This is a genomic window from Microbacterium paulum (genome assembly GCF_015707995.1).
Taxonomy (GTDB): domain Bacteria; phylum Actinomycetota; class Actinomycetes; order Actinomycetales; family Microbacteriaceae; genus Microbacterium; species Microbacterium paulum.
Window position 1 is genome coordinate 1 of record NZ_JAAGRY010000067.1, and the last position, 15309, is coordinate 15309.

The following is a 15309-nucleotide window of genomic DNA, read 5'->3' on the forward strand; positions in this document are numbered from 1 at the left end:
CCTCCGCCTGAGCCTTACGTCGCTCTTCACGCGACGCCCTATCGATAGCCAACAGTGTGTTTCCTTTCGTAAGGAGACCCGGCCCCTTACACACACCATTTGACACGCTCCACGGGTCTCATCGCACCTCCACGTCCCGCACCTCGAGGGTGGCAAGGTCCAGGGCGACCAGGTTCCCGTCGTACCCGTTCTGGTGGAGAGACTCGACACGCAGCGGACCGGCTCCCTGCCGCTCAAAATCGGCCGAGGATCGCACATGGAAATGGCCGTGCATGTGCAGTCGCGGCATCGTCCCGTCCACGACCTCCCCGACGAGAGGCCTGCCCGAGTTCCCGTACGCGATCTCGTCCGGTTTCCACCAGCGGGACGACTTATCGATGATCGCCTGTACCCGCGGGGTCACGAGCATGCCCGCGTCATGTGTGAGGAGCACATCGACCGGCCCGGGCGCCACCGCGCGGGCGACGTCCTCCGGAGTGGGGACCTCCGTCGGCCACCACGACTGACCGGGCACCCGCCACGCGTAGTCCAGGCTCGGCGCACCCCCGACCGCGAGAAACGAGACCCCACCGATCTCAAACCTGAAGCCCTTGGGTAGCACCCACGCATGCCGACTGAGCTGCACCGCCTGACCCGGGCTCTCAGCGAACCTCTCATCCAGAAACGCCCAGTCTTCGTGATTCCCGGGCACGACCAGGACCGTTTGCACGCCCCCGACGCCGTGACGCATCGAATGCGCGCACCAGAGGTCCACCGCATCCAACAGCAATCCCGTCGAGTCAGGTATCAGTCCGAAATCACCGAGCTGCAGCAACACTGACGACCCCGTCCGCGCCGCGGCCGGGATCGCTCTTCCCACCCACGACACATCACCGTGGAAGTCGCCAGCGACACAGATGGACGCGTCATCACGGAAGACCGGCAGCAACCCCATCCACCCATTAGGCCATATTTATAGGGGCATGTATAGAGTGCCCAGTCAATACGGCTGGATGATTTGGGGACAAGGCCGCGGGGCACCTCAGCACGCAGCAGATACATCTAACTTTGGACATGTCTAAAATGGCCCGGTAGATAGGGTGTGCTTTTCGAGGACCATTGCACATTCTGGGATGGATGTGGGATCAGGAGATGGCCGCTCGCCTCGGGACGACGCTTAAGCGGCTGCGAAACGAACAGGGCCTTTCCCAAGAGGCGCTGGCCTACCAAGCAGGCATCACCAAGAACCAGTTGCAGCTGATCGAAGCCGGTAAGGCGTCCGGCCGCCGCGATGAGCCCGCATCATCGAATCCACGCATGGCCACGGTGGTGGGATTGGCCACCGTCCTCGGCATCTCGGCCTCCGCGCTCTTACAGGCAGCCGAGATCTGAATCGGCCTGGCACTCGTCGCCCTCACGCGCGTCACCGACAAGGATCATCGCCGAGCCGAATGCCGTTTGAACGCAGTGGTCGGAGAACCGCGCGATGTGGGAACACATCGACGGTCTCTAAGGGTCCGACGCTTCACGCGTCTCTCGTTGACTCATCCCTCCCGAGTCGACTACCGCGAACGACGACGGAAACCTGTCTTGGAGTCAGGACCTGGACTGGGTGCGTCACGACTGCGCGATTCTTGTCCGCTCACACCGACCCGCCGCGCCCTGATGGCACCTAGGCCGTTCCGGTCCGCTGAACCGCAAAGCGAACGTCCAGAAGTCGACGACGCTCAATGACGCGATGCCGGCGCTCTCCGTAGCAGACGGGAACCTCGACGAAACGCTGTGGGCCTCGTGCCAGAGTCGTCCTCCCACGCACCAAGGCACCTTTCCACACGTGCCGCGAGCCTGCCCTAGCGTCCGAAATCACATCCCCATGGAACGCATGAACCGGCTCGATGCCCGCGAGCTCGTTGAGTAGCGCAGCGCGTTGTAGGCGGCAACCTGAACGAGGGTGTTGACGCCGGTGAGCTGGACAGACATGGCGACCGCCCCGAGTGAGAACAGCATGGCGCCGTAGGTAGGAAGCATGAGTGCAGCTGCGGTGCCGACAACTGTCTTCAGCGTGTCCAGGCTGCTCCAAGTGGGCGATAGGTTTGCGGACATCTGGTCGACGATCTCCTGGGGTGCTTTGTCCGCATCGATCATCGTCACGATGTTCTGCATCTCGTCGATGATCGTGTCCCCCGCGAGGGCCTTGTCCGCGATGTCGGTCGCGCCCTCAAGATTGTCTACGTAGGCCTTGCTGGTGACCTTCTGGATCGCCGGCACGGGACTGCTGGTGAATGAGGTCGCGCTGAGGACGAGTTGACCGACCGAGGTGGCGAGCTGCGTTCCGTTCGCCGCGGTCAGATAGTTGGTGTAGGCCGTGCGGTCGGAGTTCGTGATCCAGTCGGGGTAGTAGGCGGTCGGGTTTCCGCAGAGGCTGGGCAAGTCGAAGAAGTGCGACATGTACATGTACACCGTTTCCTCGTCCAACGTCTTCGCATTCGCATCACGGGACTTGTTCATACCCGCGACTTGCCGCGCATACGCCACGAGCGCCCCTGTGTTGGAGCAGTCCGTCGGGCGCGTTGACGGAAGCGAAGGCGCCGTTTGCGCAGGGCCAGCGACGAGGTCCACGATTCCTTCGATCACGCCCGCATCGGCGTTCGAAACGGTGGGGATCTCGGTCGCATCCACGCCCAGTGCGGTGTAGAAGTCGATGATCCGGCCAGACTGCGTGATGATGTTCGCGGCGTCGGCACTGACAGTCACCGGGGATGAGACATCGGCGACTGCTGCAGAGGTCGTCGTGACGGCGGTCAGAGCTCCTGCGATGAGCGCCGGCACAAGGAGGATCGTCGTTCGGTTGGCGGTCTTCATTGCGGTCCTTTCATGACCGTTTGGGGGTGGATCGGCTGCGGAGTCGTCGGTCGAGCTCATCGAGGTCGACCGGATTGAATCGTGTCTGCACGAAGTAGAAGACCGCGGCGACCGCTAACGCCGCATAGGTCGCCGCGACGACCCACCCCACGCCGTTCTCGAGAGTCTCGGCCGACGTACCGAACGGGAGGTGGTTGATGTAGGTCGGGTCGATGGCGCGCAGGTGGAAAACGGTGCGCACGACGAGTTCGCACCAGATAACTGCGAGCGCCGCGAAGAGGACACGAATGATCACGTTCGACCGGGGCGTCACCGCGAGTGGCCCTCGGAACCCCCGCCGGTAGTGCTGGCCGTCGTTGACCCCCATGCGCATGAGGCATGACGACCACATGATGATGAACACGCCATTGACGAACTCGAACGTCCCGATCCAGCCGCGATAGAAAGCGGGCGACAGGTAAAGGCCCACGGCGTCGGCGATGCGAACCGGAGCCAGAACGCAGAACGCCGCGGCGATGACTCCGGAAACGATCAATCGAACCTGAATGCGGGTGTTGTTCCGCCGTCGTATCCACTCCCCGAGGTCCGCAGAACGATCATGGGAGTCGTGGCTCACTCTGCTCCTCTCGATGGTTCGGCGCGAGGCGCCGCGGCGCGAGGCGCCGCCTCTCACTCGACATGTCCAGTCCAGCCATACCGACGCCAGTGCTCGAACTCGCGATAAAGCCGTCGCGGAGCGTGCCGTCCGAGCGAACCCGCAACCGGGGGAGCGATGCGGCGCAGCGCGAGGCTCCCATCACCGCTGCGTCACCAACCAGCGACGTGCGGCTGGGCACTCCCGCGGCACGGTCAGCACGCGCAAGATGGCCGACATTCCTCGTGCGCGCGCGGCGACGATGAGCGAAGGGACGCCCGTCTCTCGCGGCGCGAACGTGGCCGCCGCCTCTTCGTCCAGACAACTCGGACAGCGCTCTCCAATGTCACACCCGCCGGAGCGCGTCGCGGAAGAACGCGGCGAGCTCAGGATTGATGGCCGGCTCGGGCAGGACCTCCACGACAGGCTTATGCCAACGGGCCGCACTGTAGGAAGTGAGTCTGGCGAGTGCGACCTGATGCGAGGGCGGTATGGGCAGCCTCTAGTGATCAGCGCGTGCGCCTCCTGCTCGGCCGTCATCTGCGCGGCGATAGTTTCGTCCGCGGGACGCGCTGGCGTGTCAACGAGCCAGGAACGCAGTGGTTCGCCGGACCGCGAGTTCGCGGACACATTCCATGTCTGCTTGACCATCAGTCGCAGTTTGCGCTCCCGATTCGTTGGCACCCTCAAACGTGCGGATCACCCGTACGTCCCGACCGGACGGTAAACGATGGAAGACGACTGCCCGTCCAGGAACCCGAGGTTCGAGCAATAGGGAATGCAGTTCAGACGGCTCCCGCCGTAAGACGCGTTCTCGTAATGGGTTGCCCAGCAGTTGCTGTACCCCTCGGCCGAGCGGATATTGTCGTTCCAGCCCGCTGGGAGGCTGGGGAACCCAAAGGTCACCCCGTAGCAGCCGCTGCCAGTTCCCCAGTGGATGAGCTCAGATCCGCTTCTGGATCCTCCGGTCCACACACGACCGATGGTCACGGTGGCGGCGGCTGCCGCGGCGCTTCGCCCGGCGGCGCCATCGACCCCAATCAACTGTTCAAGGTCGCCGGGGGCGCCCGCTTCGATGAATGATTGCGCCTCGTCAAACGAGTCAAAGCAGGACATCACGAGAGGGATGTCATCGGGCACTTCCGCGCCCTCCGGGACGGCGATCCCGCCGATGGTGCATACCTGGTCTGGGGCAGTCTGTGCCGCGACGTCAGCTGGCATGACTTGCGGATTGAGAAGCGCCGCAAGCACTGCAACGCCGATAACTACTTTCATACGGGTGGCTCCTGTCAGGGTGTCATCCGTACTTGTCCAGCACCGACTAGATGGTTCCGTGCTCGCCCATATCCGCAGTGGGACTGCCGCGACGACACACGGGACGCGCGACGGCTGGCACCTCCGACCGCGATCAGCGCACGACTGAGATCGCTACAACGCGGGCAACCGCCGGACGGCTACCGCCGAATCTCCGTTTTGGTGACCGAGTGGCCGACCACGGATCTCAGCACCAGATGGTTTCGGCTACCGCTGGTGTGGGTGCAGCTTCAAGACAGAGCATTGCACTCGGCCCGGTACCACAGCTGCTGCACCCGTATCGGTCACGCACAAGGTGAACTGTTCGGGAACATCGACAGGGCTTGGGGATGGTTCGAGCGGATCCGTCCCTGAGAACGCGCCGGCCGCCCAGAGCGTTTTGCACGCGGCGATGGCGTCATCGATTGCAACGACGCCGTCGGGCGCAGCGAGGCTTACGGCCGATCCCGGGAGGCTGCCATCCAGGTTTCGGCTGTCCCGGTCAAGACAGTGGACGACGGCCGTATCGCTCACATCTCTTGAGTCCAAGAGTGTGACGGCCGCGACGGCGCCTCCGAGCAGAACAACACTCGCTCCTGCAGCAACGAACAAGCGACCACGGATCGTGTGCCACCACTTTGGGCGCGTGAGATCGGCGCGCATCTGAGCGACGAGCATCTCCTCGATCTGCTCGCTCCGCGGCATTCGACGGTTGTTCGTGGTCACGCTTCCAGCCCCTCGGCTCGCGCACGGTGCGGTCCAAGCCTGGTGCGAAGCTTCGCTTTCACACGAAACAGCCGAGACTTGACGGTGCCCTCGGCGATGCCAAGCGCAATCGCAGCCTCCCTGACGCTCAGCTCCTGAACGACGCATAACAACAACACGCTCGCATCATCCGGCCGCAGCTCCGACAGCGCCTTCTGCACCTCTTCAGTCAACGAGATAGCGTCGATGACTCGCGATACCTCATCTGCATGGTCCGGTTCGACGCCCTCACGCGGCACCTTCGCGAGAAGCCGTCGGTAGCGCACCGTCGTGCGGATGCGGTTCTTCGCCTGATACGTGACCACGGTCAGCAGCCAGGGAAGCACCGATTCGTCGACCAGGCGAACCTTCTCGCGCTTTCTCCAGAGCTCAAGGAACGCGGCCGATACGACATCCTCGGCGTCCCACGGCGAACGCAGCACCGCGAGCGCCACCCGATACACCGCGCGCTCGTGACGCCGGAAAAGCTCCCGGTAGGCACGCTCGTCACCGCGCGAAAGCTGGAACAGTAGCGCAGCATCGGTCACCGCTGAGCCTTCCACTGCACCCAACGGAACTCCCCTGCATCTTCGCGGGCGCGACCTCACCACGCCTAACGCAAGTCTAGGTCGGGCTTTGGACATGTCCAATCTGCAGGCGAGGGCGACCGCTCGCGCGCATGGATGAGCTTGCAGATGCGCAGTGACCATCGTCCCCCCGGCCGTTGAATCGTGGGCTTTCGGATGCCCACCTCATCATGTCCGGCGATGGCGTGGTGGTTCCCTCACCCACCCGGATCGGCGCGAGGAGAATGAAGTCACATCAGTGTGGTCGGCACCAATGCCACAACTCACCGATCAGTACTGCCAACTGATCTCGGATGCCACCCTCCGCGATCACTCGCGCGGCAGCCCCGATGTCCTGGTTGCTCAGCACCCAGGTGCCCAAGGCGTCAAGAACCTCACTAGAGGCGGCCCGGCGAGCGAGACAGCGGCGACCGTCCTCGGCTCCCGTCGCTCGACGATGGTGATGGCGCGTTGGGAATCACTGCGCACCTCGAACAGGACTCGTAGCCGGTAGAGCCGTCTTGGTCGATGTATCGGCCTAGTGTCGCGCAGTCTCGGCGACGCGCACCATGTAGGCGGCCTCCCCCCGACTACGAACGCCGAGCGCGTGGTAGATGTCATGCAGGTGACGCTTGACGGTTCCGACCGTCACAACGAGTGCCGCCGCGATCTCGGCGTTGGTCTCTCCACGAGCCACCCGCTCGACCACTCTTGTTTGACTGGGCGTCAGGAGTCCGAGCATGTCTTGAGGCGCCGCAGGGAGCGCTTCCTTCAAGGCTGAGGTAAGCGCGGTGAAGTCGTCGCCGGGGTGCACATGTTGAATGTGCGCGGGGTACTGGATGCGGCGATGCGACGGGCTTTTCGCGTGCCACACGCTCTGGCTGACCCGTGTGGGCGACGCGCCCGCGCATATCCGTCTCAGGAGCGTGATGGACACGCGGATAGGAGCGACATGCACACGCTGGGTTGGTACGGCGGCTACCTCGGAGCATTGGCGAAGCCGGATAGCGGGCCGCTCACGCCCGAGGATCGATTCGTGCTAGACGAGCTAGCTGCGCTGCTTCGGCGTATGGATCGAGCTCGCGCACGAGGCTGATCCGGCGCGTGCCGTCGTCCGGGGCTTCCTTTCAATAGCACAACCGGCCTACTATCCCGGTAGGACATGCTAATAGGGCCTATTAAAAAAGGCCATGAGCGGCGGGTGCCGATGGAAGGCAAACATGGGTCGTTGCGTGATGTCGCCTCTACGGCTCAGCGAGAGAGCGCCCACTCGTGTTTGAGCCGACGCAACGCATGGATGCCTCTTGCGCGTTCGGCGGGGTCGTGACTGCGAGCAAGATCGGCCGCGATCACGGCGACGGGCATGCGCGGCGCGCTGTAAGAGATGGGCAGGGTCCACTCGTAGAGTGTGTGTTTGCCGTCGTAAGCGGGGATCATGCCGGCCCGTCGCGCGTGCTGCTCCGCGCTGTCGCCCTCAGCGACGTATCCGGAGACGATGGTGTTCCCATTCTGGAGCCCGACGTTCAGGGCGCGGGCAACCGGTCGCCCAGTCAGAGTCAGGCCCGATGATGCGCCTGCCCCCGCGGACCTGTACCGCGTCTCCGGCGTTCGATGACTGACTGCGCGAACAATGTCCTCGGGCTGCCAGTCAACCATCTGCGCACGCAGGCGAGAGAGGGTGCTCGAGCTCAGCCAATGCGGGTGCACTCCCGATAGCTCCCACAGCACGCCCCACGCGGAGCTGGGAGCGAGTGTGCGACCATGACCGCGGCGCATGATCGCCTCGCACGCCCTGAGCGCTGCGTCACTAGTGAGCCAATCTCCCGAGGGCAGTTGCCGGGCGGCAAGAGTGCCGGAACGCATCAGCTGAGTGACATGCCCCTGGCTGACGTGCAGGAATGCCGCGGCTTCGATGGCGCTGAGTTCCCGGTGCTCACTAAACATGCTTTCACAGAGCTTATCTGGGATCCGCTATCGATCTGGGCAGCGCCCGAAAACACTGCTGACCGGGTATTCACAGATCGGTCACTTTCGAACCCTCTGACCGCACATGTTCCCTTCATGAACAAAACCACCAGCCCCGAGAACAGCGCCACCTGGCTGCGAGGCGACAAGCTGACCACCGCGCCGCTCGACTCGAACCTGCTCGACCGCGAGCTCTACGACGTCGACCCCGTCCGCAGGGGTGCCGCGTATCCGCGGCAGCGCAGCTATCACGGCTACTTCTGGATGGCGTCCACCGGAGAGCACGTCTGGCACGAATCGCTCCTCGAGCGGGACTGCCTCATGTGGCTCGACTGGGCAACCGACTTGGTCGCCATCTCCTCACAGCCGGTGAAGTTGACCACCGCCGATGGAGAGGTGCACTATCCCGACCTCCTCGGCCTCGACGCGAACGGAACCCAGACCGTCTACGACGTCAAGCCACTCGCTCGCATCAACGACAACGCACGCGCGCAGTTCGAGTGGACCCGTGACGTGTGCGAGGACATCGGATGGGACTATCGCGTGCTCACCGAGTTGCCCATCCAGTACAAGGTCAACCTGACCTGGCTTGCCCAGTTCCGTCACCACGGCCACCACCCGGGCGCTGCGGAGGAGACGTCTGTACTGGAATCGTTCCGGGAAGGCTGGACCATCCACGATGCGGTCCGCGCCATGCCGGCCCACTCGACCGCCCGCGCTCGCAGCAATGTCTTTCACCTCCTCTGGACCGGTGCGCTCACGTGCGACATGGACGCGCGGATGTCTGACCGTACCCTCCTCCGCCCCCGCCACACCGCCCGACAGGAGTTCCCCAATGCCCTCGCGTAAGCCCGCGGTCGTGCAGGTCGGCGACGAGCTCTACGACCTTGAAAGCGCGTCCACGAGCGGTGTCTCGCTGATTCACCGCGTCACCGGCGAGCGACGAACCTTCGCGCACCACGAGCTCGCCGGGCTCGTCCCGGACGGCGAGCAGCGCGCACCCCGGCTGCTCGACTCGCTCCCGACACACGTCATCGCCGCCGCTAACGCCATGGCCATCGACATCAACGAGGTTCTGACGGGCGTCGGTCGCAACGGCATCCGTCGGAAGCAGTACGACATGAGCGCGACCACGCAGGAGGCTCGCATCCGGGCGAAGTTGGAGGAAATGGAAGCAACCGGCCGCGGCATGGTCCGCGCGAACTTCTTCCTGAAGATGAGCAAGTATCAGCGAGAAGGGCTCATCGGACTGGTCGACGGAAGGGCGCTGCGCCAGTACCCCACCCGCGTCGACAAACTCGACGTGCGCGTCCTCGACATACTCATCGCTGTCATCGATGCCCAGCGGGACCGCTCCACCGGAACGGTCTCCCGCATCATCGAAGAGACCACGGCACGGGTCAAAGCCATGTACGGCACGCTCGAGGTCCCGAGAAAGTCCAGGTTCTATGCGCTTGTCGATGACCTCGGCGGACACAAGCACGCGACCAAGAGCGCGAAGACGAGGCGCTCGCTCGGTAACCGCCCCGACCGCCCGTTCGCCAAGAACGAGGCTCTCCTGCCGGGGGCGTACGTGCAGGTGGACACCAACAAGATGGATGTCGAGGTCCGCACTCCGGACGGCAAGCGTGCGCGGCCGCTGCTGACCATAATGACGGACGTCTACTCCCGCAGCATCATCGCTTTCACGATGCGGCTGGAGGGAACAAAGAGCGTCGACCACATGATGCTCTGGGCGCAGGCGATAACGCCGCGGCAGAACCGCCCGTCGCGCGCGGCGTGGCGTGACGCGCTGGCGCGGAAGCACCCCGGCATCTCGCTGCTCCCCGAAGATGAGTACGCCGCCCACGCGCGCACAGTTCCCTTCATCCACCCGCGAAACGTCACCTCCGACCGCGGGTCGGACTACATGGGCAGCGCGTTCCGCGACGCCGTGAAGCAACGCGGTGGCTCCGTCCTGCTGTCTGCGCCGTACACGCCGACAAGTAAGCCCCACGTCGAACGGCAATTCAAGACGGTGAACTCGATGTTCACCGAGCACCTCCCCGGATATGTCGGTCGCAGCCCCGAGCACAAGGGCAAAGTCGTGCCACTCGAAGAGCTCCTCACCATCGAGGTCCTGCGCGAGCTCTTCGACGATTGGGTACTGAGCGTCTGGCAGGACCGGAAGCACTCGAGCCTCCGCGACCCGGTTCGGCCGAGCATCACCATCTCGCCGAACGAGAAGGCATCTCGCGCGGCGCTCGCTGTGGAGCAGCTGCGAGTCGCCCTGACGCGCGAGGACTACATTCGCATGCTCGAATCGCACTGGCGCACTATCGGTTCGACCGGCGTGCGCTACGACAACCGCGAATACGACGCCGACGCCCTCCACGAACTCAAGGGCATGAAGTCATCCCACCCCCGCCACAACGGGAAGTGGGAAGTGAAGGTTGACCCCTACAACCCGACGTGCGTCTGGGTGGTCGGTCGCAAGGGCGGGCTCATCGAATGCCACGAGCGCGGCGCCGAACTGAAGCTCTACGCGCCCGACTTCGGTCTCGACGACGACCGCGTCGACTACCGCGCACTCACCGCACAGTCAGAGGCGGAACTGCTCGGCATGCCGACCCTCCCCACTCCCGCTCTTCCCGAGCACCCGGCAGATGTGGAAGAAGGGGACGACGACGATGACGACTTCCTGCCGGATTTCGACAGCTGAAAGAGATGACCATGCTGACCTTCACGAACCCCGAACATGACCAGGCCTCGCTTAACCGGCGCGAATCTCTCCTGCACCACCTTCAGTACCCTCTCGCCGCGCCCGACTCCGAGCTCCGAGACGACCGCAACCGATACGAGTTCGACCAGCAGCGCATGGACTACCTCTCCGGAGGAATCATCCTGGGGACCGACACAGTGATGCAGGGCAGGCTTCAGCTCACGCGCGCCTTCCAGGAGAACCGGGCTCGCAATTCGGGCCACTCCGGCGTCATCCTCTCCGGCGACTCCACGCTGGGGAAGACCACGACGGCCAAGCGGTTGATGCGCTGGGTGCTGCAGGAGTACGAGAAGCAGGTGCCTGGATGGCGCGCGCTACAGCACGTGCCGGTGATGTACGTGGAGGTCCCACCGAACAGCAGCGGTAAGGCGCTCCTGAAAGAGATGTGCGCGTTTTTCGGGCTGTCCGTCCTCACACGGGACTCGATGGCCGACCTGCGTGCGAAGGTGGTCGCGGCCATCCGACGAGCACGGACCCAGCTCATCGTCGTCGACGAGCTTCACAATCTTTCGGCGGGAAAGGCCGTCGGCCTGGGCGAAACCGTGGATGTGCTCAAAGGCCTCCATAATGACGTCGCCGCGACGTTCCTGTACTGCGGCATCGACGTCACCAACTCCAGCCTGATGAGCGGTCCGCGCGGACAACAGCTCAAGAGCCGGTTCACGGTGCTCGAACTCACCCGCTACAACTGGGGCAACCCCGAGCACCAGAAGGCGTGGAAGTCTCTCGTGCGCAGCTTCGAGAAGGAACTCCAACTGCGAGACCACCCCGCCGGGACCCTCAAAGGTGAGGAGCAGTACCTGTGGCAGCGCACCGGAGGGTCCATCGGGTCGCTGGGCCGGCTCCTCACAGGCGCCGCCATCGACGTCATCCAGAACGGGGTGGAGCCGGAGGTGCTCGACCGGCCCCGGCTGGACGCGTACCGACTCGACCGGACTGCCGAAGAGCACTACCAAAGGGTGAGAACGCGGCTCTCCGGTCGAGGAACGACTGCGATGGAGAAGGTGATGTCGCTGTGACCCCGGACGACCTCACCCGCGCGTTCCCGTTCACGGTTCGCCCTCGACACCGCGAAACCCTCGAGTCCTACTCCCGCCGCAGTCTCGCCGCGAACGCCGAGTCTGACGCGTTGCCTCGCGAGCTCCAGAAGCTCGCGCGGGACACCGGTGCCAAGGCCGACTGGTCTGGCATCCTCAGCGCGAAGGCAGGGCGGGACCTCGGACGGCTCATACCTATGGAGCCGCGGACCCCCCACACCGACTGCGCACCCTGCGCGAAACTCCTCGAAGTACGGTGGGCCTGCGTGCTGTGCAGCCACGGCGAGCGAGTACAGGAGTACCCCCACCTCGACGACTTCCTCTGCGAGCGGCACGAACGGTGGACCGGGCCCGGAACCACTACGGAGACGCAGACTCGCGTCAGCCCGGGAGGGGTCGCAGCGCATCGCCGATTCCGCAAGCTTCGAAGCCGAGGACGTATCGACATGCCGCTGCTGTGCGAGCTTCTGGACGCCCTCGTGCGCGACCTCCGCCTCGACACCCACGAAGTGTTCGCGGCCGCCGTCGCGACGGTGGCGTGGGTGACCCGCAAGGACACGATGCGCCGAGTCTTCGACCCTGCGCAGCCATACGCCGACACCTACAAGTGGATGAGCAGCGCCCTGGCGGAGTTGGTTGGGGCCGTGGTTCCGGCGACCCTCCGCGCCATCTGGCTTCGCCTATGGCCGGCGCACATCGCGCTTCAGACCGCGTTGCGCGGGTACAGCGACTATCGCCCGAGCCACGAGCACGACTTCGCCCTCCCGGAGAACATCGCCAGCTGGTACCCGCACACCGGTGAGCTCCAGGGCGCTCGGGCTTACCTTGAGTGCGCTGGCCTCGACGGACGGGCCACGACCGAGGCTAAGGATGGCGAGCCGACCGTCGCGAAACCGGTCGTCCAGTACGCGCACTGCCGCAAGGGTCACCGCTACCTCGAGGTTCTGACCTCGAAAGACTGCGGTCAGACCCCCTGTCCGACTTGCACACGTAGCCACGTGGTGCGCGGCGTCAACGACTTGGCTAGCGTCGCACCCGAAATCGCCGCGGACCTACACCCCACCCTCAACGGCGAACTGACAGCCGTAGACATCACGGCCGCGAGCAGTCGCCCCGTGTGGTGGGTATGCGACGTGTTCCATCCATACCGAGCAACGCCCGCGAACCGTACGTTGAACGGCACTGAATGCGCCGTCTGTTTAGGGCGGGTCATCCTTATCGGCGTCAACGACCTCCAGACCACACACCCCGATATCGCGGCGGACCTGCATCCAGGCAGCTGCAGTACCAAACGTGCCGACCAACTCACCGCGAATGACGCAAAGCCACGTGCTTGGGTGTGCGGGGAGGGGCACGAGTACAGGGCTACCGTCCGCCAGCGCGTCGAGGGGAAGTCCTGCCCAGAATGCGACAAGCGACGCAACCGCACATCTGGTCGCGGCTTCGCCTACCGGTTCCCGGAATTGGCGGCAACCTGGCGTCCTGAGCTCAATGAGGGTCGCGACCCGCGTGACTACACCGCCCGTTCCAAGCTGGACGTCATCTGGTGGTGCGAGAAAGGGCACCCGTTCAAGATGCGCATCGAAGCCCGCACCCGCGGGTGCGGCTGCCCGTACTGCGCACGTCGCCGCATCCTGCAGGGGTTCAACGACTTCCAGACGACCCATCCCGAATTGGTGGTCGACTGGCACCCCTACTTGAACTGGAGGCGGCCGAGCGAGGTCATGGCCGGGTCGGACGTCAAGTACATATGGCGATGCGCCCGCGGGCACCTTACGAACCAAAGCATCCCGCGCCGCATCCTGTCCGGCGGGTGCAAGGAGTGCCCGGCTTGGGAGCGGGCTGGCAACCACGAGGTGGTCGAGCTTGCTGCCTGAGCAGCGGCGAACGGGTGGCCCGACGGTCGCGTGCCCGAGGGGTGTGCAGAATGACGAGAGGGAGTGCAGTGATGCACTCCCTCTCGTTTGTCGTTGATGTGACATCGCCCTGGGTTGTGACGCAAGAGCATCGAGCCTGATGGTGAGCAGTCCAACCTGACGCTGGAAAGTCCAATCAGGCTCTGGAAACGACAGTGGAGGGGCTGACGGGAATCGAACCCGCGCTATCTGCTTGGGAAGCAGAAGTTCTGCCATTGAACTACAGCCCCGTGTCGCGGGTGCCGTGAGGCACCGGACGCGTCCAGCATACCCGCTCGCGGCCGCAGAGCCCCGCGCCCTGGCATCCTGCCGCGGAGGCGCCGGCGAAAGCAGCTCGCTCGTCGAGGTATCACCCCGCGCCCGAAATGCTCCTCGCTGGCAGACGCACCCCAGAGACCGGCCGACCGACCGCGTCGATGCGTCGCGTGAGGGAGTGTGCCATGTCCACGATCGTCCGCCTCAGCTTCGACTCCGCCGGCGCCGTCGTCGACACCGGAGAGGTGACCGCCGCGGCGGCGGTGCAGAACCCGCCCTCCGTCAACGGCACCGCGACGCCGGTCGCGCTGCCCGAGCCGGTCGCCGCCCCCGGATTCGCGGCCCCGCTCACCGACGGATGGCTGCCCGACGGAACGCTGACCCTCGACGGCATCGGCGCGGCGGCGGCGTTCGGCGAGTGCGCCCTCGACGTCGTCGTCACGGCGCTCACGGCGACGCGCCCCGGCACGGTCGTCTCGGGCCCCGGCATCCCGATCAGCCTCTCGTTCGACGCCGACCCGACGGGCCCCGTCCGCGCGACGGCGACGGTGCGCACGGCGACCGGCACAGCCACGCTCGTCGCCCTGCTGCCGCTCGTCGCCCCGGCCGAGGCGGTCGCGGTCGGCGTGTGGGTTGCGGGCACCGAAGCCGTGCTCGCCGTGGGCGGCACCGCCCTCGCCCGCCGCCGCATGACGGCCCCCGTCGCGAGCACCGCGGGCGCCGTGTCGATCGGCGCACGGGCGGATGCCACGGGCGACGCCGCGACCGAGGCGACCATCGTCGCCGTCACGATCACCGACCACCTCGACACCGCGGCCGAGGCCGAGCTCGCCCGCGCGGCGGCCGACGGACTCGGCGAGATCGACAGCCTCGTCGACAGCGGCGCCGAGGGCGCCACGGGCGCGGCCACCGGCGACGAGATGCGCACCGGCGGAGTGCGCTGGCGCACCTTCGAGACCGCGACCGCCTACTGGAGCGCATCGACCGGCGCGCACCTCGTGCACGCGCGCATCGGCGCGGTCTACACCGCCCGCGGCGGCGCCCTCGGTCGCCTCGGCCTGCCGACCTCGGCAGAATCGGGCGTCACCGACCTGCTCGACCGGTTCCGCGCCAAGCCCCGCGGCCGCAGCGGCCTCACCGGGTGGGACGTGCTGCGCCCCACCGGCACGCTCGCCGGTTCGGCAACGGTGCTGGACGCAACGGATGCCGCGCTGCACAGCGCCGTGCGCCCCCGCGTCTCCGACCTGCGGAGAGGTGCGGCGAGCTCGATCGCCGCCGCCGGGCCCGCCGCACCCGC

Annotated in this window: 14 protein-coding genes and 1 tRNA gene; 6 read left to right on the top strand and 9 right to left on the bottom strand. The window is 65.5% G+C overall.

What is annotated here, in order from left to right; translation table 11 throughout:
* Nucleotides 1-118: 118 nt before the first annotated feature.
* Nucleotides 119-934: a metallophosphoesterase gene (locus G3N18_RS13455; protein WP_196384792.1), complete on the bottom strand. Its 816-nt coding sequence runs from the start codon at nt 932-934 to the stop codon at nt 119-121.
* Between the two features lie 197 nt (nt 935-1131).
* Here G3N18_RS13455 and G3N18_RS13460 point away from each other — a divergent pair, with 197 nt between their 5' ends.
* Entirely contained in the window at nt 1132-1371 is a 240-nt protein-coding gene (locus tag G3N18_RS13460) for a helix-turn-helix domain-containing protein (RefSeq protein ID WP_206693250.1), read from the top strand.
* 471 nt (nt 1372-1842) lie between these two features.
* Here the strand turns inward: G3N18_RS13460 and G3N18_RS13465 are convergent, their stop codons facing one another.
* The 7 genes from G3N18_RS13465 to G3N18_RS13495 all read right to left on the bottom strand — a co-directional run bounded on the left by G3N18_RS13465 (nt 1843) and on the right by G3N18_RS13495 (nt 7515).
* On the bottom strand, nt 1843-2841 hold the full coding sequence (locus tag G3N18_RS13465; RefSeq protein WP_196384794.1) for a hypothetical protein: 999 nt from the start codon (nt 2839-2841) through the stop codon (nt 1843-1845).
* A 10-nt stretch (nt 2842-2851) separates the two neighbouring features.
* Nucleotides 2852-3457, bottom strand: a complete 606-nt coding sequence (locus G3N18_RS13470; RefSeq protein ID WP_196384795.1) for a hypothetical protein — start codon at nt 3455-3457, stop codon at nt 2852-2854.
* A 717-nt stretch (nt 3458-4174) separates the two neighbouring features.
* Nucleotides 4175-4696 carry a hypothetical protein gene (locus G3N18_RS13475; RefSeq protein ID WP_196384796.1) on the bottom strand — a complete coding sequence of 174 codons (522 nt, stop codon included), beginning with the start codon at nt 4694-4696 and terminating at the stop codon, nt 4175-4177.
* 300 nt (nt 4697-4996) lie between these two features.
* Nucleotides 4997-5494 (bottom strand): hypothetical protein, encoded by a 498-nt coding sequence (locus tag G3N18_RS13480; protein ID WP_196384797.1) that lies wholly within the window; start codon nt 5492-5494, stop codon nt 4997-4999.
* On the bottom strand, nt 5491-6060 hold the full coding sequence (locus G3N18_RS13485; protein WP_196384798.1) for a sigma-70 family RNA polymerase sigma factor: 570 nt from the start codon (nt 6058-6060) through the stop codon (nt 5491-5493). Before G3N18_RS13485 ends, G3N18_RS13480 begins: the two co-directional genes overlap by 4 nt.
* Before the next feature lie 556 nt (nt 6061-6616).
* Nucleotides 6617-7015, bottom strand: coding sequence for a helix-turn-helix transcriptional regulator (locus G3N18_RS16505; protein WP_338038593.1), 399 nt, complete (start codon nt 7013-7015; stop codon nt 6617-6619).
* 314 nt (nt 7016-7329) lie between these two features.
* The gene (locus G3N18_RS13495; protein WP_196384799.1) at nt 7330-7515 is read right to left on the bottom strand and encodes a hypothetical protein; all 186 of its coding nucleotides are present in this window, start codon (nt 7513-7515) and stop codon (nt 7330-7332) included.
* A 438-nt stretch (nt 7516-7953) separates the two neighbouring features.
* Between G3N18_RS13495 and G3N18_RS13500 the strand changes: the two genes are divergently transcribed.
* The 4 genes from G3N18_RS13500 to G3N18_RS13515 all read left to right on the top strand — a co-directional run bounded on the left by G3N18_RS13500 (nt 7954) and on the right by G3N18_RS13515 (nt 13718).
* Nucleotides 7954-8892, top strand: coding sequence for a TnsA-like heteromeric transposase endonuclease subunit (locus G3N18_RS13500; protein ID WP_196384800.1), 939 nt, complete (start codon nt 7954-7956; stop codon nt 8890-8892).
* On the top strand, nt 8879-10744 hold the full coding sequence (locus G3N18_RS13505) for a Mu transposase C-terminal domain-containing protein (protein ID WP_196384801.1): 1866 nt from the start codon (nt 8879-8881) through the stop codon (nt 10742-10744). Before G3N18_RS13500 ends, G3N18_RS13505 begins: the two co-directional genes overlap by 14 nt.
* A gap of 11 nt (nt 10745-10755) precedes the next feature.
* Nucleotides 10756-11823, top strand: a complete 1068-nt coding sequence (locus G3N18_RS13510) for a TniB family NTP-binding protein (protein ID WP_196384802.1) — start codon at nt 10756-10758, stop codon at nt 11821-11823.
* Between the two features lie 464 nt (nt 11824-12287).
* Nucleotides 12288-13718, top strand: coding sequence for a zinc-ribbon domain-containing protein (locus G3N18_RS13515; RefSeq protein WP_196384803.1), 1431 nt, complete (start codon nt 12288-12290; stop codon nt 13716-13718).
* Nucleotides 13719-13913: 195 nt separating this feature from the next.
* Here the strand turns inward: G3N18_RS13515 and G3N18_RS13520 are convergent.
* Nucleotides 13914-13987: transfer RNA gene (locus G3N18_RS13520), tRNA-Gly, on the bottom strand.
* 210 nt (nt 13988-14197) lie between these two features.
* On the opposite strand from G3N18_RS13520, the gene G3N18_RS13525 reads away from it, so the two are divergent.
* A partial coding sequence (locus tag G3N18_RS13525; RefSeq protein WP_420827101.1) for an LGFP repeat-containing protein occupies nt 14198-15309 on the top strand: 1112 nt, incomplete at its 3' end.

Coding starts and splice junctions, on each gene's coding strand:
- G3N18_RS13455 (WP_196384792.1), bottom strand. CDS start 934: ATGGGGTTGCTGCCGGTCTTCCGTGATGACGCGTCCATCTGTGTCGCT.
- G3N18_RS13460 (WP_206693250.1), top strand. CDS start 1,132: ATGGCCGCTCGCCTCGGGACGACGCTTAAGCGGCTGCGAAACGAACAG.
- G3N18_RS13465 (WP_196384794.1), bottom strand. CDS start 2,841: ATGAAGACCGCCAACCGAACGACGATCCTCCTTGTGCCGGCGCTCATC.
- G3N18_RS13475 (WP_196384796.1), bottom strand. CDS start 4,696: ATGCCAGCTGACGTCGCGGCACAGACTGCCCCAGACCAGGTATGCACC.
- G3N18_RS13495 (WP_196384799.1), bottom strand. CDS start 7,515: ATGATCCCCGCTTACGACGGCAAACACACACTCTACGAGTGGACCCTG.
- G3N18_RS13500 (WP_196384800.1), top strand. CDS start 7,954: ATGCCCCTGGCTGACGTGCAGGAATGCCGCGGCTTCGATGGCGCTGAG.
- G3N18_RS13505 (WP_196384801.1), top strand. CDS start 8,879: ATGCCCTCGCGTAAGCCCGCGGTCGTGCAGGTCGGCGACGAGCTCTAC.
- G3N18_RS13510 (WP_196384802.1), top strand. CDS start 10,756: ATGCTGACCTTCACGAACCCCGAACATGACCAGGCCTCGCTTAACCGG.
- G3N18_RS13515 (WP_196384803.1), top strand. CDS start 12,288: ATGCCGCTGCTGTGCGAGCTTCTGGACGCCCTCGTGCGCGACCTCCGC.